This is a genomic window from Brevibacillus sp. NRS-1366 (genome assembly GCF_050467985.1).
In genome coordinates, this window is record NZ_JBITPN010000066.1 from 13,096 (window position 1) to 39,991 (window position 26,896).

Here is a 26,896-nt window from a genome sequence, read left to right on the forward strand (position 1 = left end):
CTCTCCTTTTTATATTTCAACTAATTTTATTTATAATTTTTATTTGCAAATCCATTCATAAGATGTATACGTTGGGTATTTAACTTCTACACACTCCATCATGTGATCAAGTGCTGATTTTGCTTCTTGATAGTAAGGAACTTTATCATAATCAATTCCCCAGATTTTACAAAAGAACATATCCAACGTTTTATAACTTGCTGCTTCAAGTTGGTTAGAAAGTTCAATGATATCTGTAGCACTCAAGATGGATTGTTTCATTATTGATCCGCTCCTTAATATGTATTCTTTAACTGTCTTTATTTTATCATTTATTTTTAGTTAATACAATACCCTTCTCTCATATATTTTAGTTATTTTCTTATGAAATGCAGATTTAATTACAAAAAAAAGAGGCTTTTACCAAAAGTCTCTAGGGTTTGAATCATATTCTATTTTCAAAGGTTTACACCATCCATACAAGAATTTACGTGTCTTCAAAACAGTCTGCGCAGCATCCTCTGATGGCATATCTGCATATAAAGTATACTCTCCGTTTGAGCCAACTGGTATCAAATCAAGAGTTGCATTGTAATCTTTAAGACCTTCAACCATTCTAGACATTTGTTGACTAGATAATTCTCTGACAACCATTAAAAATTTTCTGCTCAAATAAAACACCTCGCTTATTTTTATTTTATTATAACATAGTATATTGCATTATGTATGAAAACATTCTTTCAATGGGAAAAGAAAAACCAGCAGTATGATTCTGACTGCTGGTTTAAGGTCTTGGGCCATTCTCTCGGTTTCTTGGTCTAGGCCCATTATCTCTACCTTTATCCTGAACTGGTCTTGTTCCATTGTCTCTCATGGTCGATCACCACTGTCGTACAATAAAACAGATCTGTCATAAAAATCTATGAACATACTTCCACCACTTTCCATTTGTGAGCTCATATCACAGTATAAATCACGCTTTCTTTTTGTTCAATATCCAGTAAACCAATAAAAAACCGATTTTATCAAAATATAAAGAGCAAGTTTCCCAGTTAGTTTAGGGTATTGAATTTTCGAGGTGAAAACAGTGGGGTTAGCCACTAAGATTCGCTATCTAAAATTTAAAGAAGTTTGGTTAAATATCGAAATGTACGTTAAGTTCTTTCTAAAATTCCTTCGACTTCGGTAGCAAAATCAAGTCCGTCAATTTCACCATTGTACACACGTTGTTGCACTGCATTAATTTGCTCCAATGCTGTAGCCATACGGATTAAATAGCTAAAGTCCATTCGAGAAATAACAACATTATCTTTATCATCCAATAATTTAGCACTCATGTAAATTTCATTTACTTTAGCCATTTTTAGTCTCCCTTTCTTATTACGTAATATTTGTCTTTTCTTCACCTTGAAAGTTCAAGAAGGCTATATATTCATACTCTATCAATAGAGACATATTTCACCCTGAAATTTGCATATCCCTAGTTTATTCATCCTTGACAATCTTGATTTTCAATCCAAGACCATGAAGGATATTCAATAACGTGTCCATGTTGTAGTTGTCTCCTCTTGTCACCCTGACAATTTGAGGATGTTTTACGCCAATTTTTTCACCTAAAGATCGAGTTGAAACCCCCTGCTCTCTCATTGCTGCTTTTATCGCTTCAATGATTTCAGTTTTTGTTATGTAAGTTTCATCAATCTTATGGCTCATAAATACTCTTCACCCTTATCTCAGATAGTAAGTACATCTTAACTTTTTGGGCATTGTAATATCAAGATTGATTTATTATTTTCTGTGTTTATCACACAAACTAAAAATAATATCATCGGTCTTATTAGTACATTTATCATAAGCACAAGGAAATTCTTGCTTCTCATTGTCTACTATCCACAAAACGTCATTAGCAATTTTACTTGCAGGTGGTTCATGTTTGCTCCCGATTACTTCTAAGGCTTTTTTGTATTTTTGGATGACAGATTTCATTGTTTCAATTTCAGATCTTAATTTTGCGTTCTCTTGTCTTTCCATTTTCACATTAACAACTAGTTCAGCTATTACTTCCCTTTTTTCATGTAATTGTTTATCTACTTGTGTCTGAAGTCGATTGATTCCATTATTCAAACTTTCAAGTTCACAACCTACACATTGATTATATATTTTAATTGGAGTATGTAAATGTTTATCGCATACATTACTATTAATCGAATCTGCCATTTGCTTTCTGGTGTTCATACAATATCTTCATTCCTCTCTATTGGCTCATGAAACCATGTTTTCCACTTGTCACAATACTTTTGAAGGCTTTCTAGTTCCTCAAGTAAATCAGACACATCGGCATAATAATACTCCTGTATTGCTGCTTGCTCTCGTATGATTTTATCCGCTTGTGCATTCCCTGCTGTCATTAATGCGTCTTCTAATTCTTGTAACTGTTCTATACGTTTTTTAATTTCTTCTATTCGACTCATTGGTTATCATCTCCAATTTCGATGAGTAAAACATTTTGGAATCCATCTAGCCTAGTAATTTCTAGTGTGTGTCCATTGTTGTGATCGTACACGGAAACAGTCTGATCACCGTGCATTTCCATGTAATTTTGCAAATTCTTTATCAATGTTGATACTTTCATTATTGCACCTCTCTTTCTTTATCTAAAATAATCGTGATCAATTGTTCTAAATCAATTTCAAAAAAATTGGTTCTTGAAAAATGTTTGCACGTAGGGAATACAATTATTTTATTATTTTTCACCCTGAAGCTAAGCAATGTTTCTCCATTCAGTTGTACATGACTATAATTTTTAATTACATTATTTTTATCTACTTTTGCATTTGTGTCGTATTCAATTTGTTCAATTACATCTTCTGTAGTCATTTCGATTTCAGTTGAGTAAGTGAATGACTTCCCATCAAAATAATCTTCAATATCCATTTCAACTTCAAACTTCTCACCTGCAATAGATCCAGTTAGAGTAACTTTGTCTTCTGTTGTAACTTCTTGGCAATCTTCTGCATAAATGAAGTTTGTTGTTGTCCAATCACTGAACATTTGAAAGTCGTCTTCTTTTACCATTTCGTTTGTTACTGGATGAATGAGCATTTTACCAATGTAATCGGTAGTGATTTGCATATGTATCATCTCCGTTTCGTTTATTTTATATCTTTATTATACAGATTTTCTTTATTGTTGTCAAAGTTTTTCATTATTTTTATTTTATATAATCGGATAAAACTGCAATTTGATCAAAAGAAAAAACATCTTATGTACTTAGTAAATCAGACAACCAACTTTCTTGTCAAAAAGCAAAAAGTCCAGAGTCACTGGACTTTTCTAACACCTAGTTCAATCAATAAAAGGTTCCTTTACCGGAAGTGTAAAATTCTATATATGCGTTATAGGGGAAATATGACATAATACCATTACCGTTTTTAACACCAATCAAAGCACTAGCACTTACAGCCAATGTCCTATTGTTATCCAATTTTTCGTATTCATGGTATACATTTCCAGCCGAAGAATCACTATCTAGACCATACATATGAAAGCCATGGATAGTTCCAAATCTATCATTTACCTTATCATAGTCAACATATGCACCTATATAAGCATAAAATTTCGTATCACCCCATTTTATTCTCGTAGATGCGGTACTGGTCGCCAAAGCAAAAGGAGATATCTGGTTTTCATCTATATTCTCTATATTTTCTGTCTCGTTGTTAGACTCTGCTAATGCCGCCTCCCACAATTCCTGGGCTTTTTTATTGTGAGTATCAAGCTCTGCCAAGAATTCATTTAACTCTTCCTCTGAGTTAACTTCCACTGTGAAAAGAACATCTTTTTCACTTACTACTTGTTTCTCGGTAGACACTGATGCTGCATTAGCAGCAAAAGGTATTACCAAGCAAAAAGTGAGAGCCAAGACACTTGAAACAACTTTTTTTAACGCCTTTTTCATTCGTAGAACCTCCTATTTATCTTTTTTATTATTGGTTATTGCTTGATAACCAATAATAAGTGAAACCACATTAATAGAAATGACACATGATAATAGTGCAGTTTCTGCACTCCCATAAGGGGGCAAAACATAAAAATACAGAAAACGCAATAATACTGCCAGTGGGAAAGACAATAAGCTCAAAAGTATGCTTGGCAATATTGTTTTCATAATTTTTCCACCTCCTTACTAAAATTACCATTATATATTAATCCTGTCAATGTTAATTCTGAAAATTTGTAATAGAATACACAACCATACCAATACATAGCCTTTAGAAATAGCAAAAATGACCAGCTAAAATAACTGGTCATTAAGGTATAAACTCTTCATTCTCAAATGAAAGACCGCTTTTATAGACAATCCGCATATTTTTTCTCAGATAGATTCTCCTTAAAATCAGATAATGCCTTACCACCTGTTAATAATTCATTGAACACCTTTTTTGTTTCTTCTTCTGACTTGAAATTAAATGAAAATCTATAACTTTGATTTCCCTTTGGTGCACATGTTCCTTCATGACTTACTTTTGATTTTGGATAACTTGCAATTGTGCTTCCGTATGGCATAAAGCTATAGTTTTCGCTCCATTCTTCAATCTGGATTGACGTTCCATTTGGCATAATTCCTTTTTCTAATACTCTCATTTTCGATTCCTCCATTATTTTAGTTTGAATAAAATAGTCATTTGATTAGGATACATTCAACTTCACAATCAAATTTCCGTTGATGCTGTTAATAGCATCCTGTATGAATTGTTTATCAAAAGATCTGTATTTCGATTGTTTCACTATTACATGTTGATCTTGTCTAACTATGGTGCTGGTAAGGCTATCAGTGTTGATATCTAACCAACCCTCATATACCAACATGGACTCTTTGGGTAGAATTCTATTGCTGAACAATGAGCGTTTACGTTTTGGCTTATGTATGATCTTCAATGATTCCCTATGCTGTGCATATGGCTCCACTACTACCCTATCAATAACTGTATTGATTACTACAGGAAATCCAAAATCGGAGAATTTAACAATGGTCACTTTGCGGCCTTCTGTAAGTTGTTCAGAGGCTTTTTGGAATTCTCCCTGAGTGTAGTATTTGTATTCTCTGAGCATAGAGGGCATAGGAGACTGGATGAATGCTTTCTCGGCTGCGTCAATCATTTCGTTAGTGACTTCGATTTGATTAGACTTCAGTTCAGAGAAAAAAGTATCTTTCACTTGTGTTTTTTGTTCATCGGTCATATTTTGATAACTAACACAATCAACTACTGTAAAGCAAGCTTCCCCTAACATGTCAGACAGTTTGTCAATTTGCTGAATGAGATTCATTTCTTCAAAAGCAATTGTGTTGATCATAAGTATACAGTCCTTTTTATATATTATTTTTATTTACTTAATTTTTGATGTCACAGCCACTGCTAGATCCTTGAGAGCCAACAACCTTTGCATTTTTGACTTTGCAATTACTAATTGTGATTGAGACATTGTTCATTACCCCGTTTCATTTGTTTTGTTACTTATAGTATAAGCGATGGCAACTAAATTATCAACTGTTATTTCGTATTTTTAGTTATTATTTTTTATTGAATTCAGATATTCCATTCCCTTTAGATATTGTTCATACGTGATGAGATTTAATGAGTAATCAGAGTATAAACGTTGCATTGGATAGGTGAGTTGCATTGTGTGGCCTTCTACGCTACACATTATGCCGATTCCTCTTCACATAGCATTAATACGTATCGTTTAGCAGTTTCAAGCGTGTCTTTGGTTTTTAATGTTGTATTGATCTCTTTTCCATTCTTGAAGATCCTAAACATTCCCCACGACTTAGCAATTGAATACCCCTTGTAGTTATAAGTTCTAACTGTCTCTGTATACCCTGCAACTGTGACAGGTTTCTTCGCAATTGTGAATACATCTTTTAAGTCAGTACTACTAAGGCTTGTTTTAACTTTCTCTTTCCATTTCTTCTGTTTCATATCTTGAATTGTCCTTTTGAAGGATTGTATTTTACAATTGTATTCTTTTGTCAGCGTAACAGATTCCCCTAGATATTTATCATATCGTTCTTGCATCTTATTATATCTTCTTGCGTTCAGGCCACCTCGACCAGTGACCACCCAAGACGGATTGTTGGCCTTATGATTTAGGATTTTTATGTATTGCTTATAGTATCGTTTCTTGAATGACTGCAAGTATTTCTTAATGTGGTAAGTCATTCGTGGATCATCTGTAATAGATAACACTTCTATTGCTTCATTTTGGAACTGTTGAAATGTTAATGTGCAATCATTCTTATAATCCACTTCGAACATAGATGAAGAGTGCAAACGTCTTTGTAGCTCCTCTGATACTGTGTATTGGTCTAGGTCATCAATATCGATTTCTGGGTATTCAAAGGCTTGATGTGTGCTTTCAATTTGATCTGTTGGCGTTGTATTTCCTGTTAGGGATTGAGCAAAAGACAAAGTTTTCTCTGATTGTTTGGCATACCAAAAACCACGCTTCGACCAACGAAAGCCATTCGCGCTTAGATTCTCAATTACTTCTTGTGCTGGCTTATCTGTGAATCGGATCTCAATTCCGTTCAAATCATCGTTGAGTTTGACAGCTACAGAACCAACTTTTTGAGTTTCTTGATCATCAACAGTTACTACCACCTCTTGTTGTTCCTCTGTTGCATTATCTTGTGAAGCACTCGCTTTTTCTTCTGGTTGTTTGGTATCTGTTTCTTTTCGTGTCTGTTGCGCCTGATCAACAATCACTATATATCCTTCCACAAGTAATTTTTCAATCGTTTTAGCAGAAAAGCTAATGATATTAAAAGTTCCAGAGTTACCGCTCAAAACTTGACCTTTCTTACCAATGCGCTTTAATACATATTTATTAGCGCTTTGACCTTCACAAGCAGATATAGTGTAAATTGTCTCAGGCTGTATTGCATAAATGCTGTTCATTGTACGGATAGGTTTTACCACTTTGATAAAGTCGCCTTTTTGCAGTTCTTTTCTTTCTGATTCCTGATACATATAAACCGTTTCATTTTCTTTAGTTATTTTCAGTGATTTGTTGACTTCAGATACAGCAGAAGATAATTCTTCTTTGGATATGATTGTGCCGTACTTATCCATATGTGATAGTTTGAAAATATTCAAGCTGTTCTTTACTCCTTTTACTCTTTCCCCGTTCTTTTTGAGTTTGTATACAAATGCAGAATTGTTAGGATTGTCATTGCTGTCCCAGAGACGGTCAATCTCAAATACACCATTTTCCTTTTTAATTGGGCAACCTTCCATTTTTACAAATACTCCTGATTGGTATTTCATATGTATTACCTCCCGTTTCTTAACTCTTAAATATAGTATAACACGGATTGGGATATTTGTATATTTTATTTATTATTTTTATTTAATAAAATGAAAAAAGACCAGTTTATTGTACTGGTCAAAAGGAAAAGATATATTTCGGAAGAATAACGCCTTAGCGTTATGCGGACGGTCGAGGAATACCGCGTTCTTTGCGGTATGGGCTGACAAGCCTTGTTTTTGGGTTTAAAAGTTGTCACTTTGGTGCTCCGTATGGAGACTCAAAAGTTGAACAAGATTGATATCTCCATTATTATATCTATTTATAAATACGGATATTTCAATTATGTTCAACTTTGTTATTTTTATGTTTATTGCGCTTTATGTCATCAATAATGTTCTTATGCTGCATGCCAATGAATGTATCGATTAATGACATGTTGTCTTCCAGATACTTATCACTTGTTCGCATTTTAGTGTATTGATTATAAACACCATTTACTAGTTCTTGAATTGCCTTTTCGCTTCTCTTAATTGTATTAGATATGATTTGTCCTTGTACATCATTATTTAAACAAATCATTTCAATTGCATATTCTATCTCGTCTTTTATCCATCCTTCTAGATTGTTTGCAACTTCTCTTGAAAGCCTTTCTTCATTTTTAATTATTTTATATGAATCATAGTAGTACAGTATATTAGCCCTTTTGGTCAACGTATCATTGACTGTATTAATAAACTCTTTCCATTTTCTTTTTTGTACTACCTCTTGCTTGCTTATACATTTTAATTCGTCTAACACTTCCCCTTCTACCTTTAGTATCAGTTCTATTTCTTCTTTGTTTGCTGCTCTAAAGCTGATACTAGTTCGTTCTTCAGCAGATACTTTTAGTGTTTCATTATCGTACTGATCTACTACTTTATTAACTTTTGCCTTTAATTGTCCTAGTTCATTTTGGGATATATGTATATTGGCAATGCAAACAGTAATAATTTTACTCCAGAAAATTAGTGATTTATTCCTCAATCTGTCTAACATAGATTCAATATTATTCTTAAATGTTCGTCTAGAGTAGTCGAAAAACTCTTCGACAGTTGCCTCTTCTATTTTTAGATATTTACTGACCTTCTTAATATGACGTTTACCAAAGTTGTAATTTTGGTTAATCATATTCATTTCTTTGAGTAAGGAACTGATAGGAAGAAAGATTTCTCCTTTGTTTTCTATAAGGTTTAATTGGTACATTAAAATTCGATCCATTCTAACTGCATGAGGTAATAACTTGCGTACTCCTCCATTGCTATTACGTTCATCTTGTCTCTGCAATGGTTCAGTATAAACATCGACAATAACAAACTTGTTTCCGTCTTTATAGAACGAAAAGTATCTTTCCCATTCCTTCAATTGGGCTTTCTTTGAGTTACCTGCCAATACTGGTTCATATAGCAAGTTGCACATTTCCTTGTAATTCTTGACTATCTGGCCTTTTGATATATTGGATAGATCCATGTAATTTCTCCTCTTTTCTAATTATGATACTATTCCCTTTTCCCGTGTCTAAAGAATCCTATAACAGAAATGATAATGGTCAGGATACTGATTAATATTACTGCTTTGATAAACAGACCAGTTAGCGTGATTAAGTTAATGAGGATTAATGAAGCTACAATGATGAGGAAAAGATAGGTAAGTTTAGCGCCCATGTAACATTCTCCTTTCTAACTCATATCATGATTCTTTCTTATATTGTAATACCTGTTTAATAATGCTTAGTACAGCTCCGACAATAAATGCTGTATCACTAATCCATATCCATGATGGTGTTGTTTCAGCAGAGAAGCGAACAAGAATGTAAATAATAGTTAATGTGTTGAACGTTGCATCTAAATTGAATCGCATTATATACACCTCTTTTCATTAAATGAATAATATGTTATGTTCTATGATATACTTTATAAAAGAAGGGAAGGCTTTACCACCTTCCCTATGTAATTAGTGGACTTAGGAGCGTTTACCTGTCGTGGTGGGCTGTTTACGCTTCTGAGTCTTTTTGTTGTTCTTCTCTTCCTCCTTTCGTTTCTTTCTCTCATGTAGCAGTTTTTCAATCTCCAGCACTGTCTTGTACCCTATTAGGATAACTGAGATTGTGCTGATGATATAGAAAGTTTGTGCGTCCATTGGTCACCTCCTTTCTATATGAATATTATACCATATCACAATTGTGTTGTGTTAATTATTTTTAGTTATTATGGGAATTGATTGTAGATGATACTTGCGTTAATGTTGGATGGAAGTGTTGATAGTGAGAGGATTAGCGAGGATACGAAGGTAATAGTAAACTGACCAGTTGTATATGATTATCTGAATGAGTAGAGTATAAAGATAATAAGTGTTAGGTGTAGTGTTGTACATATGTGTTCAATGTAGGGTGATGATGAGTGGAATGATTGAACATAAGTGTTCAAGCCAATTCTGCATGTTACCCCAACGATTGTTAGGACGCTAACTACTTGTGTTCACAGCAGCTCACCAGTTGAAAAATTTTTAATGAACAATGGATCATGATAATGTTGACTCTATTATGCTAGTCTTAGTATGTGTAGAATATAAAGATATATGAGTGAGAAGGTGAAATTGCTTATAACCTATCTTATAGGCAAGTCAAAAAGCCTTATGTGGCAAGGGGTGGGGGGGATATTTTACATTAATTTAGTGGCCTGTTGGTATGAAAATTGCTGTAGCACATCCATCCACACACTGAGGTTATTTTTGATTTTCACCCTATTACTCTACTCTTTTCATTCACCTCCAACTCATCTATTATTTTAAATATAACTAAAATTTAATTTCACTATCACTATACAAACAATCGTAATCTCAATCGTGGAAGCCTTATGTATCAACACTTTTTCACTCCTCTAATTTTCAACTTTTCTCCTCTTTTGCCTCAAATTCACCTTCTCTACTCCTAAAATCCTTGATATGTCTATCTTTTTACGATACACGATTAAATTCTGATCATAGAGGGGGTGCATTTTACATCATATAACCCGTAAATCCCTTGTCTCACATGGAATCTATCGATATTCGATTAATCGCTCACGATGAGTGCTTATCGTGCAGACATTTATCTCCCCATAATTACCTATTGTTTTTTCGCCCCATACATTTTATGGTAATACATAGAGTTTCTTTTTACATTTTGGAATAATGGACATTAAGGGGAATCAGCAATTGGAAAAGGGTAAATTGTACCTTATTGGTGGTATTTTTGGATTATGTTTGTCAGCAATATTAAGTGTTATTTCAAGTTTTGTCTTAACTTTCGTGCTTGGAGGATGGGACCCCAGAATATCTATTTGGTTTTTTCTCACTTCTTTTATACCATTCACTGTTATCTACAGTATTTTAGCTGTCAGAATTACAGCTTTAAACACAAAGAAGCGTTCGATTATTGCAGCTATTACTGCACTTTTGATACTTCTCTATTCAGGATCTATAGGTGCTTCATTAGTAGCATCTTATACATTTGGTTACCAAAACGTTAATATTATGGGATATTTTCAATATGCACCAATCTATGCTTTCAGTTTACTTCCTGTTACTTGGCCTATAACATATTTCTCCTTCATAATATTGGAAAGTGTTGTGGAGTGGAAAACTCAACCAAAAGTTTAGTTCATTTATTAACAATTTGACAATAAACACAAAAGAAGCCCCAATCTCCATTTTTTGCAAACCATATCCATAATCGTATGAACGCAAAGAAGAAGCTGAGGTGTGTAATCCCTTTACCTCAGCTTCTCACATTTGTTTGGGTCAGTTAAACATCCCCACTAACTTTCTTATTCAATTTTCTCTTTTCGTTTCTTATTCTAATTCGTTCTTCTTCTTTCTCTTGAGCAAACAGATAGTACCTTCCTTGGCCCTGATCAAACTTTTTTCTATCTGAATTATAATATACATCATTCTCATAATAAAACAGAATCCCTATATTACACATATTGTTGACTACCTTCTCAGCAGTTGTATCCCCCTTACTCAGTAATACTCCCCAATTCTTCTTGTTCCTAAAGAATGGTTTAGCATATTCTCCTTTCTCACACATCTTGGCAACATTATGTATAGCTATCAATACATATAGCTCATCTGGATCATCCGTTCTATCCAAGATAAATTCAGGAACTGGTTGAAAGCTCGTTCTGTCATCACTCTCCACATATTTCACTGGTTCAATGGAGACTGTAATTGGTTCGTTGGAGTCTTTTGGTTCATCATATTCAATAATTCCTTTAGCCCTTAAATTCAGCATCATTTCTTTTGCAACAGCAGCATTCTTTTTCTTCTCTGATACATTGGTAAACGGAAGCAGATGTCCCATCAGATTATATGTAGTGATAATCACGCCTTTAAACTGAGAGGTAAACATCTTCAAGATAATCAACGTATGTAATTCTTTTGGTGTTAACTGTTGAGGATCGTTCTCTGTGTAGTACTTGTTATTGAACAAAATGAATTTCCCATCATGATATGTATCATTACCAGTATTATACTCAGACATTTCTCACCACCTCATGAAGTAATCTTCCCAAAAGGAGCGCATTGCGCGACTAAATAGATATGGTCATTATTTATTATTTAATTTATATTAATTACTTAATTATTATGTTGTCCAACTTTGAACCCCTTTCGGGTAGTGTTTTTTATTAACTTGTAAATTTACTACCCGTTTCGGGTACCATTTTTTCAAAATCACTACCCGTTTGGGGTAGTAAATTGTAGATCAGGCATTTTGAGATATTAATAAGTCTTTCAAAAACGTATTCCGTTGCATGTTTGCGACCTTCTTAATTGCTCTATTTATCACATTAGCCTGACATAGCATAAAAACATGCTCTCTTGCTCGTGTGATTGCCGTATAGATCAAGTTGGCATTTAACTGATAAGTATGCGACTTATCAAACACTACTACAACTGCTTTAGCAGCACTACCTTGACTCTTATGGATCGTAATACAATATGAGTGTAGAATGGTGTCTAAATCATTGAATCCAACTGGTACCTTTGCGAATCCATAATCAATAACCATTTTCTTATTTTCTGTATCTATTTCAATAATTTTACCTAAATCACCATTTACCACAGTTGTTTTCTCTTCATCGACAGTCTCAGTATCGTATAGATTCTTAGTGTTAATGATACTATCCCCTACTCGATAGAAAATCCCTGTTCCGTATTCATGCTCACTCTTGCTATCTGCTTTTGGATTTACTATCTCCTGTAGAACGTTGTTAATGGATATTGTCCCAAGACTACCCTTCTTTGTAGATGACAACACCATTACATCATCGGGACTATATCTCTCCAATTGCTTATTGAAACCATACTTATACCCTCCAATCATCTTTTCTTGTGGAACTGAGTAAAAATCTAAATCAGATCCAAACAATACATGACCAGCAAAGTCATTTTCAATGAACTGCTTACCTTCACGTATCTTAGTTGCGATATCCAAGATACCTCCCTCTTCTTGACGGAAGACCTGATTCAATTCAGTTACAGGTATCTGATTGCTGCTAATGATGTCATGCAATAGGCATCCTGCATCAACGCTCGGCAACTGAAAAGGATCGCCTACAAATAAAATTCTAAGATTAGTGTGTTTGCAATTTCGCAATAGTCGGCTTGCCAATACAACTCCTAACATACTTGCCTCATCAACAATTACAAACTGCTCTTCAATAGTACCCTTCATATCGAATCCAATAGCCCTATGGATCGTTGTAGCCTCTTCACCAACATAACTACTCAGTATCTTAGCAGCTTTACCTGTAGGAGATAGGAATCGGTATGTGATTTTTAACTCTCTAAGTAAATTGATTAGCAACTTCTGCATTTGTGACTTGCCAGTTCCCGCATAGCCAATAAGCAAGTTAACATTGTTTTTCTTGATGTTATGTATGAAACTCATTTGTTTATCGGTTAATTTTATCTTTAAATGTTCTTCCTGACCTCTGATAAACTGATCAACATCAAATTCAAGTTCCTTTGACCTACAATTCAGTTCAAATAGCCTAGTGCTCACATACTTTTCTGCATCATACGTCCGTTTCAAAGCAATCTTATTATCAATTATCATAAGGTTTTCATGTTGTTTAACCTGTTCAATAATCAGATCTTGTGATAAGTTAAGTAGTTCCACAGTTGTTTCAATGAGTTGTGATGCCACTATGTATGTATGACCATTGAATTGCTCTTGTTCGATGACATATTCGATACCTGCTCGAATTCTAAATGGACTATTCCTGTCAAAATTCATGCTTTGAGCAATAGAATCGGCCTTTAAGAATCCAATTCCAGAGACATCTGTTAACGAATAAGGATTCTCCTCAACCTTTTGAATAGCCAGTTCAGCAGATTCAAAATGACGAATTAACTTAAGTATCATGTTATAGGTGATATTGTACCGACTTAACCTTGAAAGGGCCTTCTGGATGTTCAGATTCTCTAATACCCGTTCACGTATATTCTTATATGTAGCTTCACCAATACCTTTTACCTTTTTGTAATCAAAAGTGTTCTCTTGAAACAGTTTAATGACATCTTCATTTGAATAAACCTCATAGATGGCTCTTACTTGGTTATCCGTCAAGATCGTTTCAAGATAAGCCTTCTGTTCGCTAACACTTGATGGCAGCAGTTGCATGATGGACTTTACTTCGTATGATACCCCATATCTTGGGTGTAGTTTCTTCTGTAGTTCTGCTTTGTAATTTGCATTTATGTTTAGACGAGGCATGTTTCCGACTATTGTGAACCTGCTCTTGTAGTCAAATTCAAGCAACTCCCAATTTGAACTCATACAAGAATACACTCCGAAGTTGTTCTTGTCGTTGTAAAACTTTTGGACATCTGGCGTTAATTCGACTTCAAATACTTCATTACTCAAATAATCACTCTCCTCTTTTGTATATTTCGAATTAATCTTACTATATATTTTTATTTATTACAAGAAGAGAAGCCAACAAACTTATTTCAACTTGTTGGCTATCTCTACTTTTGTGTTCGTGCTGCATGTATGAATCAAAGCGATAATTTCTTCTTTAGTCATATTTTCAAGTCTAGATAAGTCAATCCCCTGCCCCATTGTATAGGAAGCCATTTCGCTGTAATTCTTAACCATAGGTAGGTAGGTCTTCATTGTTACACTTGGATCAGCATGATTAGCCTGTTGCTGTGCAACTTTGATGTCATAGTTACTCTCAATGTATGCTTGTGCTACTCCAGCTTTCTTCAATGAGTGGAATGAGATATTTCGTTCCTTTGGAATCCCCATCTCTTTGCAGAGTTTGATTATCGCCCCATCCAAGGTTCTTAAAGATTCAATTGTAAAGACCCTATCTTCATTTGAGGTCTCTTCAGATTTCAATGTGAGTATTTCATTGTAAAGTTGTTCAGGGATAGCCTTTTCGTCCAAAACATTTCCTTTGTCATATACAGATAATACTGGTACTCCGTCAATCATTTTGAAATTATTCCATGTTACATGAAGAATGGCATCTTTACGAATAGATGTTTGAGCTGCCAAACGAATCAATAGTGACTTCTCCATCCCCTTTTTGTGAGCCTTTACTCGCTCACCCATCTCGTTAACTTCTTCCCAAGTGAGAAATCCAATTGAATTCACTCTCTCAGGTAATGGACGTACATTAAATGCGACTGGATCTACGTCATATTCATAAGAAGGCAATTCACTATACAGGGATTTCAATACAGCAATTTTTCTGTTGATGGATGTATTCGAGTATTTAGGCGTCTCCCCATCAGTTTGCTTAAGTCTTTGCAAGTGATTTCTAAAATCTATTACCTGTGGACGAGTTACATGAATATCATCTGGTGTCAGTTGGTTAATTTGTTTTCCCTTTCTTATGTAGAAGAAGAATTGTTCAATATCATATTTATAGCTTATTTTTGTTTTATCACTTGAACTACCTACGTCATCTAAAAAAGCTAAGATTGCATTGTATACGTTGCTTACATTGATACTCGTAACATTGCTGATGGCTTTGTTCATTTTATTTCCTCCTCTTTCCAATTGCTTATAATTCATTATAGGCAATTTCATCCAGTAAAGTCAACATTGAACCTAAAAATAAATAGTGATTGACGTATTGTAAATAAAAATATACAATAAAAACAAGACGGGAGGTGAATAAATGAACGAAGTTAAACCAAACAACATTGACAGTATCCTAAGTAAACTTTATGGACGTTCTTCAGGTAAATCCTATTATGAATATGATGGTGATGCTGAATATGAAGACTTTAATGATTATGTTGAATACATATATGATAAACGGAATTAATACATAAAATAATTAAATAAACAAACTACAAATAAATCATAAAAACCAAGGAGGTGTCATCTGCTATGTTTTATTGTGGTTTTGATAGCAGCAATCAATATGAACAAGAAAGTGAATATCGTACAGGGTAAGCGATTGTCAGAATTCAATAGCATTGATGAGTATCTTACGTATGCATATGGAGTAAAGAAATTGGAACAGTCTAAAGTAAACAGTGACCCTACGTTCCTTGATGTGATTGGTTACACTCTAGATGAATGTGGATTCGAGACTGTTGAGGAAAAAACATACGATCTTGAGGAAATCGAAGCTATGATGATTAATATTGAAGAAGATGAAGATAAGAAAGATCTGGGGGAAATATAGATGACTAAAAATGAAATTAGAAAAGATATCAAGAATCGTATTAATAGATTGGGCGTAAAGAATGCATATTTAGAGATTGTTGTCACCAATGCAAGAGTGATTCAACCCCAACTTTCTCTTTATAAGACGAGTGATATGCAATACTTGGTGCAAATGGCACATTCTATTTCAGTAAACTCCATAAAGAGTGCTGGTATGATTGATTCATTTAAAAAATTGTTTTACTCAGATAATGTCATCCATGATTACGTTTATGATGAATCTATTGATTTGATAATTAACTCAATTGAAAAATAACTGGAGGGGTAAAGATATTGAGTAATGGCTCTGATAAACTAGTCTACATTTACAGCGTAGACACTTCATCATTTTACAATGATAAGGAATACGAATTAGATCAAAAATTAATCATTCTAAGACAGTACAAGTCTAATCTAAACGAAATTATCAGTCCTTTAATCAAGTTCAAAAATGAATCAAACAAAATACTGAAATCAAAAGAATGCACTACTGAAAAAGGTGCAGCAAAGTTAAATAAACTAGAAGATGATTTGACTAAATTCTATAGTCGCTACTCTATCCTCCAAGATAAAATAGATGAATACCTGTTTTATGATGAAGAAACCAATCTTTATAAAGTGAATGCTAATTCAACATTGTATCTTTCAGAGCATCATTTGAACTATGGGATACGTGAATTAAAAAAACTGTTAGATCTTGAAGCAATAAATCATACGGGGATACGAAAACTCAGGAATGTATCATTAAAGAAATCAAACATCATTTCCTTGTTTGAGTCTGCGCTTACTAGAAATTTAGGTATACAGGAAGATGAGCAGTCAACAGATATCATAGTAATAAGAGCTTATAGATATGCTATCTTTGAGAATTTAGTTAAAAACGGATTTTTATTAAATGGGGATAAATATGAGTACTTTGCCTCCTCTGCTGGACAAATACGGAATAAAAAATCATGTTTCATTAGGACTAGTGCATTGAATGCTAATAATCATGAAGTGAGAAATAAACTGATGTGTGGCTTGTCTAAAAACAAAATTAACAGAAAAGGTGGTATTAATCAAAACAAGTTTCAAGCATATTTAAGTTTAGCAAATTCCGCTTCTACTCCATGGATGAACTTTGACATTAACAGATGCATTGTAGTGGATGACATGGAATTAACTGTTTCTGGCATCGTAGATTTCATTGACTACGAAACTTACAAGATCAAGCGCTGTGAAAAGAGTGTCTCCATCAATTTCACAGATGGTGCAGGCATCATGCTACCATCTGTAAGCGAGAAAAGTTTTCAGTTTAGGATGCCGTTTTTTAAAGGCCTTTTAGTCCCTTTTGATTTTTTGGACTTTATAAGTCATTATCCCAATGCTAAATTTGTTGTCAAAGATATTAATGGAATTGAACGTGATATTGTCAGTGAAAATATTCAAATCATCTTTACGAAGTCTCAATTTAAACTCCACTCTTACTATGAGAGTTGGGATGAATACAAGCATTTCTTCTTGAAGTATAAATGTGAGGCTTCTATTTGCAGGACAGATGAGGATGAATTCGAGGAGAAGCCCATCAATTATCAGATGATTCAAAGCCTGTCCTTTTCGGATGATGAACTTGAGATATTGTCCAAAAGAACTTCAGATGACATTCTAAGAATTGGTGAAGATAAGAATACCATGCTGAGGCTTCTTGGTGCAGATAGTATGAACACCAAAAAAAACTACTTCCAACAGGCATTGTCTATCTACCCTGAATTATTAAATGATCAACATAGCAAGCAATCAATAAAAGACAGAAAAAAGAGTCTAGTTAAAGAAGCTAAGTCTGGTAAAATTCTACTAGAAGGAACAAAAAGATCATACATCTCCCCTGACTTATACGCTTTTGCAGAGTGGTTGTTTGGAGGAGTAAAACAACCAACCGGATTATTAAAAAATGGCGAAGTTAGCTGTAGATTGTATGGAAATAAAAAGCTAGACATTTTGAGAAGCCCTCATTTATTTAGAGAGCATTGTGTAAGACAGAATGTTGTAAATGAAACAACAGAGAAATGGTACATCAGTAACTGTGTGTACACTAGTGTTAGTGATATGATTTCAAAACAATTGATGTTTGACGTGGATGGCGACGACGCTCTAATCGTGAGTGATGACTTATTTGTAAGTCGAGCTGAAAGGCAAATGAAAAAAACAGTACCATTAGAGTACACTCTAGCCACTTCAAAGAAGTCTCGGATCACCAATGAAAATCAAGTCAACAGTCTCAAAGCTGCCTACTCCAAAAATATTGGAGAGATTAGTAACCTGATCACTAAAATATGGAACTCAGGAAAGATACTTAGGAAGGGCGATATTGACTTAATCAAGATACTTTGTATGGAGAATAATGCAGTTATTGATTTTGCAAAGACACTCTGGATGCCAACCAGACCAGAGGCTATTGAAGAACAAATTAAGAAGTACTCAAAAATGAAAGTCCCCCATTTCTTTCTATTTGCCAAAGACAAAGACAAGAATAACGTTGAAAAAATAAATAAAAGTACACTAAATAGGCTGACTGAATTGATTCCTGATAGGCGCATCCACTTTACAAGTGTTGCAGGAAAACTTGAATATAAAAATTTAATGAAAAATAAAAGACAAAAAATAGATGATGACTTAGGCAGAGAAATTATCGAAAAATACATAGAGCTAGATCGAAGTAAATCAAAAGAAGTTAGAAAACAGGCTGAAGAAAGTGATAAGGTCAACAGCAAGGTTGAATTAAAAGTTTACAAAGATATTAGGAAGAGTCTGCTCATGATATGCAATAACCCAGTCTACATTAGTGATGTATTGGTTAAGTATCTATTTGAACAAAAAAAGAGCGAATACAAAGATACGCTTTGGAATTCTTTTGGTAAGGAGATTGTCAGAAATCTAGAATATAACATTTTAGGAATCAAACGCTGCTTGCTTTGCCCCACAGAGATTGAAAAGTCAAATTCAAAGAGATATTGTGACCCATGTGCAAAAGAAAAAGAACGAAGAAGAAAACGGGATTTATGGAATAAAATTAATGGATAAATTATCGAACTAGCGAAAACGAACATGGTCATTTTGTATGGCTATTCAGCAAACATTGATATATCAACATTTATTCCTTGTGCATTCAAATAAAGATAATCGTCTTTAAGGGAAGAAGTGAAAACTAACGGCTCTTTAAAAGTAAGTAACTCCTCTCCCACTATCAAAAAATACACAAACTATAATCTGGGAGGATTAAATAAATGAACAAGACAGAATTGATCAATGCAGTAGCTGAGAAAACAGAAATGACAAAGAAAGATGCAACAAAGGCTGTAGACGCAGTACTGGATGCTATCACTGACACACTTAAACAAGGGCATCCTGTTAGGTTGATCGGTTTCGGTAACTACGAGGTACGTGAACGCGCAGCTCGTAAAGGTCGCAACCCACAAACAGGAGAAGAAATTGAAATTGCAGCTACTAAGGTTCCTGCATTTAAACCAAGCAAACAGTTGAAGGAAACAGTGAAAAATACATAGATGTTTGCGAATGCTCTATTGAGCATTATTTGATTGAGAATATAGTATGTGAGTGCTACCACATGGGTCTTCGCACCCTGCACAACTGAGTGCATCGTAGCGTATGGGGATTGGTGCACTTACCTCTCCCCTCTTCTTTTCTATGAGAGGAACTATTATTAATGTCTAATGCGAATATAAGCAACGATGTTTCTGAAAATGCCACAATTAAGTATTGTATTGATTCTAATGGAGTTGTGCAAACTTCTTGGGAACGAGAAATGAATAAAAAAATGGGTTAAAAAATCTACCTTGAAAGGTATGAGTCCAATGCCACTTCCAAAACATAACATGCTTTTTGGTTTTGCTGATAAGTTAACAGATGAACAGCGTAAATTTGTGGACTCGATTTTTGATAAACGATTAACAATCGTTAATGCACGTAGTGGAACAGGTAAAACAACTCTTGCAGTCGCTTGTGCCTCAATACTACAGAAACCTCTTATTTATATCTTTTCGCTAGTCATGGAAGGTTCCATGGGATTCAGACCAGGAACACAAGAAGAAAAAGAAGCAGAGTACATAGTTCCTCTGATTGATGCTCTCAAGAAGATTAATGAAGATCCAAGAACATGCATGTACAAGGAAAGTAATCCTGATTTCATCAATAAGAGCGCTTGGGTGTTTCCTCGATCACACATCTTTGCTAGAGGTATTAATATTGAGGATTGTACTGTCATTATAGACGAGTGTCAGAATTTCACAAAGCAGGAACTTCGCAAAGTACTAACTCGCATTCATGACAGTTGCAAAATTATTATGATCGGTCATACAGGACAAATTGATCTCAAAAATCCGAAAGATAGTGGGTTTAAGCCATACATAGATCATTTTAGGAATAAGGAATATGCGGATATTTGTGAGTTGAATTGGAATTTCCGTGGGACACTTGCAAATGATGCTGATGAAATTGAGTAAGTTTAATTAATAAAAAGAAGATTTCATTCAATTCTGGGAGGGATTTGTAATGGCAAAATACGATTCGAAATTTGGGGTAACTGGTGTTCTTGAACTTGATATGATGCGAATCACAGAAGAAACTAAGGATGCAATTAAAGTATATGATCTGCGTAAAATCTTAGGTAAGTATGATGGAAACAATGTAAAATTCTCCATTTCTTTTGATAGTGATGATTCTGAGTTTCTTGTGACCGACGAAGACTCAGTTGAATCGGATAATGAGTAAGGGGTGAATTGATGACTACACTCTCCCCCACTCTAAAGCAAATTGATGAGACGCTGAATCAGTACAAGGATCGACTTGTGCTAAACAAAGAAACGTTAGGCCTTTCTTGGCATGATATTTCTCAATTATGGTACGACCATACTGGTGAACACAAAAGCGATGACTATTTCAGGAAATACCGAAAACGTATTCCAAATCTCAACAATGTACAGGTAAAACCAGTAAAAAAGTCTGAGCCAGAGTCCAATGACATTCAAGATAAAATTATTCAATTCGAAAAGACTAAATATCAAGTGCAAGACCAAAAGCGAGAGTTTAGGAACCTTATCAGGAATGATGCACGTTTTGATCACTTGAAAGATGAACTTTTTAAAGCCGTTAAAGAAGTTGCTCTTCTTAAACCACTTAATTGGAGACGACCTTATCAGTCTAATGGTAACAAGGAAGCATTGGTACTCTTCTCTGATTGGCACTATGGAATTGAATCCGACAACTTTTTCAATAAATTTAACCCAGATATCTTTCATGATCGCGTTAAGGAATTAGTACATAAAACGATTGAATATGGAAAATTACATGGAGTAAAGAAACTCCATGTTTTTAATTTGGGCGATATTGTGAGTGGCATTCTTCATGTGTCAGTTCGAGTTCAAAACTCTGAAGATATCATTTCACAAGTTAAAGTTGTTTCAGAAGTTATGAGTGAGGTTCTTGCTAAGTTTGCATCTGAGTTTGAGGAAGTAAAATTCTATAGTGTGCGTGGGAATCATGATCGTGTTACATCAAATAAACATGATGCTATTTCCAAAGAAAGCTTTGCTGATATAGTACCGTGGTTTGTCCAAGCACGTACAAATCAAATCCCCAACTTGGAAGTAATGAACAATACATATGATGATGAAATGATTGTTGCGGAAGTTTCAGGCCATACAGTCATAGGAACACATGGGCACAAAGATAAGGTCTCTGAGGTTGCTCAGAATCTCACTGTCATGCTCAAACTATTCCCCGTTGCCGTTTGTATGGGTCATTATCACCATAACTGGGAAAAGGAATTCAATGGCATTGATGTTATTGTAAACCCTTCTCTATCTGGTACAGATGAGTATGCAAGAGATATTCGTAAGATCAGCAAACCAGCACAAAAGATGCTCATCTTTGATGAAACAGGTCAGATTTGTACCTATAAAATCTTATTGTAATCGGAGGATATTTTCATGAATCAATTTAATGGATTTAACTTTAGCAATAGTCGTTTTCAACAAGAAAATCATACAGATATTGGAGAGGAAAATATCCAAATCAATTTACAAGATGCAGAAGATATTGTTGCTGAATTCTTCGGTGTAATCAAAAATGCCAAATCAGAAGAAGAGTTATACACCCTCTTGTTGGAATTTTATGATGAAGTAGCAGACAATGAAATCAAGCATTACATTCATGAAGATATTACACGAAAAATGGGTGATTTACACCAAATTGAATATCCAGATGATACCCCTGAATGTGATTGTGGTCACTGTAACTATGAATAAACAAATCAAATATTAATTTTATTCAGACCCGTTCGGGCATAGCCATAAGGCATTTTCCCCTCTTAAGAACTGTCTATCGCTGTTTGAGCAATCCTCTGCTCGAATGGCGTATAGGCAGCTTTTATTTTTGGCTGTCAAAGTGAGGATAAGATTTATTTCTGAAAAGAGAAGCCCTCCCCTTCTCCTGCCTCACTATTTTTTAAAAAAGTAGGGAAGAGGAAGATGGGTAATTATGAACTCAAGTTATATCCACAAATGCCCCCTCATGTGCAGCAGTGGATGTTCATATTGCTTTCTAGCCTAAGTGAATGTGTTGATCGAAAGTTCAATGCATGATGAACTACGTTAGTGGGACTAGGTAAAGACGCACCTTCGGATGTATCTTCAGTCTGTTGCTCTGCGAATATTTAAGAAAGAAATTTGCCTAGAGGGTGGCAAACAAACGTCTTAAATGTGAGTACTGCCCATTGACATTGGCGAGAAGAATTAATCTCCGAGAGGATGGCTGGTCAGAAATGACTAAAGAATATGCATTTGTGTTGGATATGACAGGAAGGAAATTGAGTCCAACGCAAACTAATAATGCTTGGTATCTAATTCGAAAAAACAAGGCAAAATTAATTCAAAAATACCCTATGGTTATACAGTTATTGAGATGTGTAAATGAAGATTCTACCGATGACTCAATATTTGTATTGGGCATAGACGACGGTTCTAAGCATGTTGGGTTAGCGATTGTTCAAAACTGCGCAACTAGGAATAAGCCCATTTTCAAAGGAAGCTTAGAATTAAGACAAGATGTTAAGCGTTTGATGCAAGTTAGAAAAGGCTATCGAAAAAATCGGAAATATCAAAAGAAATATCGAAAAAAACGTTTTGACAATCGCTCTTCGTCAATGAAAATTGGAAGAATCTCTCCAACAATAAAGAATAAAAAAGATAGTATTTTGAGGGTTGTTAGAAGAATTGCACAATTGCTGAGTATCAATAAGATCGTATTAGAAGATGTAATGATTGATACACGATGTTTATTAGAGGGAAAGAAATTATATTCTTGGCAATACCTAAAAAGCAATAGGCTTGATCAAAATTTAAGAAGAGCCACCATAATAAGAGATAAGTATGAATGTCAAGAATGTGGCAAGGTTAATGTTGCATTTGAAGTTCATCACATAATTCCTAAGCGCTTAAATGGTAGTGATTCAATAAAAAATTTAATTACACTTTGTCGTGAATGTCACCATAAGACTATTAACGTAGAAGATTTATTTAAAAATAAATACCTAAGTATTATAAATGGTAAAACTGTTGATATTCACTATGCTATGCATGTAATGCAGGGTAAAAATTATTTAAGAACTGCACTTCGAAAAATCACTAAGTTGGAACTGACAACTGGTGGAGATACAGCAAATAAAAGAATCGATTGGGACATTTCCAAGTCTCACAGCAATGATGCAATTGTTATAACAGGTTTAAAAGTGAACGAAAGAGATTGTAAGCTAAAAGAATTTCAAATAAAGACAATGAGAAAAAGAAGTCAATGTACCACCCCCAGTGTGAATGGTTTTAATCAAAGAGATTTAATCTCATATACAAAAAAGAATGGTGAAAAGTACGTTGGCTTCATCACTGCCCTATACCCCAACTCAAGAGAATTTAATATGAAAACCTTGGATGGAAGAGTTCTGAAGAGATATGGGTTAAAATCTTGCAAATTAATTTGGAGATTCAAAAACATATCGTGGACTTAACTGTCCCTATTCTCTTTTTTGGAGGTGTGCAAATGACTATTAAACAAAAAAACACAAAAATTTCATGCCTTAAATGTAAAACCCAAAAGGCACCATCTAGTTTTTATGTAAATACTCACCCTCTCTTTGCAGAAGACATGCTGCAAATACCAGTATGCAAAAACTGCATTCAAAAGTTCATCAACGAGAGTGAAGACGAGAAAGAGTATTTTAACAGAGTAGTCTTAGTGCTTTCATTTTTAAATAAGCCTTTCTTATCTAATGAGTGGACTAATGTGAAGCAACTATGGGAGAAATACATCCCACCCATCTCTTCGCTTCCCCAACACAAAAAGAGTCAGTTCAAAGATAGCACTTTTCTTCAGTTAACTGAATCAAGTGCCGCAATAGAAGATGTTGAAGATGAACACATGGAATTTGACATGGATGTCGATATTCAAGAGTTGCATCAGTATTGGGGCAGATCCTACAGCAAAGAGGATTATGAGTTTCTTGAAGAAGAAAAAATGAAATTAATGTCTAGTTTTGAGTGTCCTGATTATGGGATGGAAATGATTATGCGCGACATTTGCTTCATTAATTTAGATATTGAAAAGATTCGTGGGGAGCAACGAGCAAATGGAAGCACAGAAATAAGTAAGCTCATTAAGATTCGAAGTGATCTGATGAACGATGCCAAGATGAAACCTATTCAAGCCACTGGAGCGGAAGCAAACGATCAATTGTCGTTTGGTGTATTAATCAAGAAATGGGAAAACGATAAGCCAGTTCCCAAAGCTCTTGATGATGAGATGAAAACGTATATTGATACATATATGGTTGGACATTTAGCTAAGATGGAAGGTTTGAATAATGAATTAACAGACAAATATGATAAGGCTTTATCAGACTTCACTATTAACTTCAAAGATATAAATAAAGATGACGACTATGAGGACGATTGACAATGGCAGGACATAAGAACTTCTCGGTAAAGAGAAATAAGCAAAAAAATGCCATTGGTGTGTTTGATAAGACAAATAATTACAATAAAGGCTCAGATAATGTAACCAAGTCTCAAAGGTTGATGAATGGTATTGCAGAATGGGCCTCTTTTTATCGGTCTCGTCCAGATATATTTGCCGAAGAGTACTTGGGGTTGTCCCTAAAGCCTTTTCAAAAGATATTACTTTACTGCATGATTATTTACAACTACACTGCTTTCTTTGCAAGTCGAGGCTTGGGTAAGAGTTATCTAACAGCACTCTACTGTGTCGTAAAGTGTATTTTGTTTCCGGGCACAAAAATTGTAATTGCTGCTGGGCAAAAATCACAAGGTATGAAGATTGTCACTGAAAAGATACCCGAACTAATTAACCAATCAAAGACTGGGATGTTAAAGCGGGAAATTAAAGGTTCAATTCGTACGTCAATGAATACCGATGATCCTAACATTGAGTTTCTAAATGGATCATGGATCAAAGTAGTCGCAGCAACTCAGGGTGCTAGATCTGCTCGTGCGAATTTGCTGGTATTAGATGAGTTTCGCATGATTGACCCTTTGATTTATAAAAATGTACTCAGACGCTTCTTGGCGGCATCACGTCAGCCGGGATTTTTAGAGAAACCAGAGTATAAAAATAAGCAAGAGTATTTAGAAAGAAACCAAGAGATCTTTCTAACTTCTTGCTACTATAAGTTCAATTGGTCTTATGAACGATTCAAGGTTTTCATTAAAGCAATGCTTGATGGAAAGAAATACTTTGTTTGTGGACTTCCCTACCAAATTGCCATCAAAGAAAATTTAGTAAACAGAGATCAATTGCTGGATGAGCTATCTGAAGATGATATAGATGAAGTTGGATGGCACATGGAAATGGACTCTTTGTTTTTTGGAGAAAGTGAAAAAGCATACTATAAGACAGAAGAAATCAAAGAGATTAAAACAATTCAATTTCCACTATATAAAAAAGATGTACAAGATCTTATTAAAAACAAAAATATGCTTCAAAAAAAACAAGAAGGTGAGATTCGCATTCTCACATGTGATATTGCATTGTTAGGTGGAGACGCTAATGACTCCTCCGTTTATACCCTTATATCTGCAAAGAAAAATAAGTCTGGAACCAAATATAAACGTGAAGTATTGAATATTGAAGCATATCAAGGTTTACATCCTGAAACACAATCATTTATTATTAGAAGACTTTTCGATGATTTTGAATGTGATTATATAGTGCTAGACAGGCAAGGTAATGGGATTAGTGTTTATGGATATCTATGTAGAAGACAATATGATGAGGAACGAAAAAAAGAATACCCTCCCCTATTCTCAATAAATGAGAAAGATGATCCAAAATTATCAGCATTTCATATTGATGACGACTATGAAGAAAAAATCTACACTATATCAGCATCTGAAGAGTTCAATCATGACATTGCATTAGATCTAAAGGATAAAATTATTAATAAACGCATTAGCTTTTTGGTTTCAAAAAATGATATTAGAGAGTACTTCATTAATGAGCCATGGTTCAATAAATTAAGTACTGAAGAGCAAATTGAATTATTGAACCCCTACCTACAAACTGTGTTACTTGAAAATGAAATGGTATTACTAGAGAGATTGGAACATCCAAAATTCGTTAAACTGAAAGAGCAGTCTGGAAAGCGTAAAGATAGATATTCTAGCCTCGCCTACGGCAATTATTTCATCAGCATTAAAGAAAAAGAACTACAAGTAAAAAGAGAAGAAGTAGATTTAACCTTAATTCCTACCCAAGTTTCATCCTTAACTATTAGGCTGTAGTTTTTTGAGAAAG

30 protein-coding genes are annotated in these 26,896 nt (G+C 34.4%); 13 read left to right on the top strand and 17 right to left on the bottom strand.

Annotated features, from left to right (window positions below):
• Positions 1–39: 39 nt before the first annotated feature.
• The 14 genes from ACIFQN_RS34795 to ACIFQN_RS34860 form a co-directional block, all read right to left on the bottom strand.
• Entirely contained in the window at positions 40–261 is a 222-nt protein-coding gene (locus ACIFQN_RS34795) for a hypothetical protein (protein ID WP_429837629.1), read from the bottom strand.
• A gap of 138 nt (positions 262–399) precedes the next feature.
• The gene (locus ACIFQN_RS34800) at positions 400–651 is read right to left on the bottom strand and encodes a hypothetical protein (protein WP_429837630.1); all 252 of its coding nucleotides are present in this window, start codon (positions 649–651) and stop codon (positions 400–402) included.
• A gap of 482 nt (positions 652–1,133) precedes the next feature.
• On the bottom strand, positions 1,134–1,340 hold the full coding sequence (locus ACIFQN_RS34805) for a hypothetical protein (RefSeq protein WP_429837631.1): 207 nt from the start codon (positions 1,338–1,340) through the stop codon (positions 1,134–1,136).
• A 124-nt stretch (positions 1,341–1,464) separates the two neighbouring features.
• A complete protein-coding gene (locus ACIFQN_RS34810; RefSeq protein ID WP_429837632.1) occupies positions 1,465–1,692 on the bottom strand; it encodes an XRE family transcriptional regulator in 228 nt (75 codons plus the stop codon).
• A 75-nt stretch (positions 1,693–1,767) separates the two neighbouring features.
• Positions 1,768–2,214 (bottom strand): hypothetical protein, encoded by a 447-nt coding sequence (locus ACIFQN_RS34815; protein ID WP_429837633.1) that lies wholly within the window; start codon positions 2,212–2,214, stop codon positions 1,768–1,770.
• A complete protein-coding gene (locus tag ACIFQN_RS34820) occupies positions 2,211–2,450 on the bottom strand; it encodes a hypothetical protein (RefSeq protein ID WP_429837634.1) in 240 nt (79 codons plus the stop codon). Before ACIFQN_RS34820 ends, ACIFQN_RS34815 begins: the two co-directional genes overlap by 4 nt.
• Positions 2,451–2,610: 160 nt before the next feature.
• Positions 2,611–3,111: a hypothetical protein gene (locus ACIFQN_RS34825; RefSeq protein ID WP_429837635.1), complete on the bottom strand. Its 501-nt coding sequence runs from the start codon at positions 3,109–3,111 to the stop codon at positions 2,611–2,613.
• A gap of 217 nt (positions 3,112–3,328) precedes the next feature.
• Entirely contained in the window at positions 3,329–3,937 is a 609-nt protein-coding gene (locus ACIFQN_RS34830) for a hypothetical protein (protein WP_429837636.1), read from the bottom strand.
• 12 nt (positions 3,938–3,949) lie between these two features.
• A complete protein-coding gene (locus ACIFQN_RS34835) occupies positions 3,950–4,147 on the bottom strand; it encodes a hypothetical protein (RefSeq protein WP_429837637.1) in 198 nt (65 codons plus the stop codon).
• Between the two features lie 182 nt (positions 4,148–4,329).
• Positions 4,330–4,623, bottom strand: a complete 294-nt coding sequence (locus ACIFQN_RS34840) for a hypothetical protein (protein WP_429837638.1) — start codon at positions 4,621–4,623, stop codon at positions 4,330–4,332.
• Positions 4,624–4,668: 45 nt separating this feature from the next.
• Entirely contained in the window at positions 4,669–5,334 is a 666-nt protein-coding gene (locus tag ACIFQN_RS34845; RefSeq protein ID WP_429837639.1) for a hypothetical protein, read from the bottom strand.
• Positions 5,335–5,684: 350 nt separating this feature from the next.
• On the bottom strand, positions 5,685–7,307 hold the full coding sequence (locus tag ACIFQN_RS34850; protein WP_429837640.1) for a hypothetical protein: 1,623 nt from the start codon (positions 7,305–7,307) through the stop codon (positions 5,685–5,687).
• A gap of 319 nt (positions 7,308–7,626) precedes the next feature.
• Positions 7,627–8,796: a hypothetical protein gene (locus ACIFQN_RS34855; protein ID WP_429837641.1), complete on the bottom strand. Its 1,170-nt coding sequence runs from the start codon at positions 8,794–8,796 to the stop codon at positions 7,627–7,629.
• A 492-nt stretch (positions 8,797–9,288) separates the two neighbouring features.
• A complete protein-coding gene (locus tag ACIFQN_RS34860; RefSeq protein WP_429837642.1) occupies positions 9,289–9,465 on the bottom strand; it encodes a hypothetical protein in 177 nt (58 codons plus the stop codon).
• A 1,056-nt stretch (positions 9,466–10,521) separates the two neighbouring features.
• Here ACIFQN_RS34860 and ACIFQN_RS34865 point away from each other — a divergent pair.
• On the top strand, positions 10,522–10,965 hold the full coding sequence (locus tag ACIFQN_RS34865; protein ID WP_429837644.1) for a hypothetical protein: 444 nt from the start codon (positions 10,522–10,524) through the stop codon (positions 10,963–10,965).
• A 145-nt stretch (positions 10,966–11,110) separates the two neighbouring features.
• Here the strand turns inward: ACIFQN_RS34865 and ACIFQN_RS34870 are convergent, their stop codons facing one another.
• From ACIFQN_RS34870 to ACIFQN_RS34880, 3 genes are all read right to left on the bottom strand, one after another.
• A complete protein-coding gene (locus ACIFQN_RS34870) occupies positions 11,111–11,848 on the bottom strand; it encodes a hypothetical protein (RefSeq protein ID WP_429837645.1) in 738 nt (245 codons plus the stop codon).
• A gap of 222 nt (positions 11,849–12,070) precedes the next feature.
• Positions 12,071–14,236: an SF1B family DNA helicase RecD2 gene (gene recD2, locus ACIFQN_RS34875; protein WP_429837647.1), complete on the bottom strand. Its 2,166-nt coding sequence runs from the start codon at positions 14,234–14,236 to the stop codon at positions 12,071–12,073.
• Positions 14,237–14,317: 81 nt separating this feature from the next.
• Positions 14,318–15,361, bottom strand: coding sequence for a tyrosine-type recombinase/integrase (locus tag ACIFQN_RS34880; protein ID WP_429837648.1), 1,044 nt, complete (start codon positions 15,359–15,361; stop codon positions 14,318–14,320).
• Between the two features lie 142 nt (positions 15,362–15,503).
• On the opposite strand from ACIFQN_RS34880, the gene ACIFQN_RS34885 reads away from it, so the two are divergent.
• The 12 genes from ACIFQN_RS34885 (at position 15,504) to ACIFQN_RS34940 (ending at position 26,883) form a co-directional block, all read left to right on the top strand.
• A complete protein-coding gene (locus ACIFQN_RS34885; RefSeq protein WP_429837649.1) occupies positions 15,504–15,653 on the top strand; it encodes a hypothetical protein in 150 nt (49 codons plus the stop codon).
• Between the two features lie 99 nt (positions 15,654–15,752).
• Entirely contained in the window at positions 15,753–16,019 is a 267-nt protein-coding gene (locus ACIFQN_RS34890) for a hypothetical protein (protein ID WP_429837650.1), read from the top strand.
• Positions 16,020–16,316 carry a hypothetical protein gene (locus ACIFQN_RS34895; RefSeq protein WP_429837651.1) on the top strand — a complete coding sequence of 99 codons (297 nt, stop codon included), beginning with the start codon at positions 16,020–16,022 and terminating at the stop codon, positions 16,314–16,316.
• 17 nt (positions 16,317–16,333) lie between these two features.
• On the top strand, positions 16,334–19,099 hold the full coding sequence (locus ACIFQN_RS34900) for an RNA dependent RNA polymerase (protein WP_429837652.1): 2,766 nt from the start codon (positions 16,334–16,336) through the stop codon (positions 19,097–19,099).
• Positions 19,100–19,302: 203 nt separating this feature from the next.
• The gene (locus ACIFQN_RS34905; RefSeq protein WP_429837653.1) at positions 19,303–19,581 is read left to right on the top strand and encodes an HU family DNA-binding protein; all 279 of its coding nucleotides are present in this window, start codon (positions 19,303–19,305) and stop codon (positions 19,579–19,581) included.
• Positions 19,582–19,890: 309 nt separating this feature from the next.
• Entirely contained in the window at positions 19,891–20,538 is a 648-nt protein-coding gene (locus tag ACIFQN_RS34910) for a PhoH family protein (RefSeq protein WP_429837654.1), read from the top strand.
• A gap of 49 nt (positions 20,539–20,587) precedes the next feature.
• Positions 20,588–20,806, top strand: a complete 219-nt coding sequence (locus ACIFQN_RS34915; protein WP_429837655.1) for a YonK family protein — start codon at positions 20,588–20,590, stop codon at positions 20,804–20,806.
• Between the two features lie 11 nt (positions 20,807–20,817).
• Complete coding sequence (locus ACIFQN_RS34920; protein WP_429837656.1) at positions 20,818–22,008, top strand: metallophosphoesterase; 1,191 nt, start codon at positions 20,818–20,820, stop codon at positions 22,006–22,008.
• A 15-nt stretch (positions 22,009–22,023) separates the two neighbouring features.
• The gene (locus ACIFQN_RS34925; RefSeq protein WP_429837657.1) at positions 22,024–22,341 is read left to right on the top strand and encodes a hypothetical protein; all 318 of its coding nucleotides are present in this window, start codon (positions 22,024–22,026) and stop codon (positions 22,339–22,341) included.
• A 515-nt stretch (positions 22,342–22,856) separates the two neighbouring features.
• Positions 22,857–24,095: an RNA-guided endonuclease IscB gene (iscB, locus tag ACIFQN_RS34930; protein WP_429837658.1), complete on the top strand. Its 1,239-nt coding sequence runs from the start codon at positions 22,857–22,859 to the stop codon at positions 24,093–24,095.
• Between the two features lie 32 nt (positions 24,096–24,127).
• Positions 24,128–25,039 (top strand): hypothetical protein, encoded by a 912-nt coding sequence (locus tag ACIFQN_RS34935; protein ID WP_429837659.1) that lies wholly within the window; start codon positions 24,128–24,130, stop codon positions 25,037–25,039.
• Positions 25,040–25,041: 2 nt separating this feature from the next.
• Complete coding sequence (locus tag ACIFQN_RS34940) at positions 25,042–26,883, top strand: terminase large subunit domain-containing protein (protein ID WP_429837660.1); 1,842 nt, start codon at positions 25,042–25,044, stop codon at positions 26,881–26,883.
• Positions 26,884–26,896: the final 13 nt, after the last annotated feature.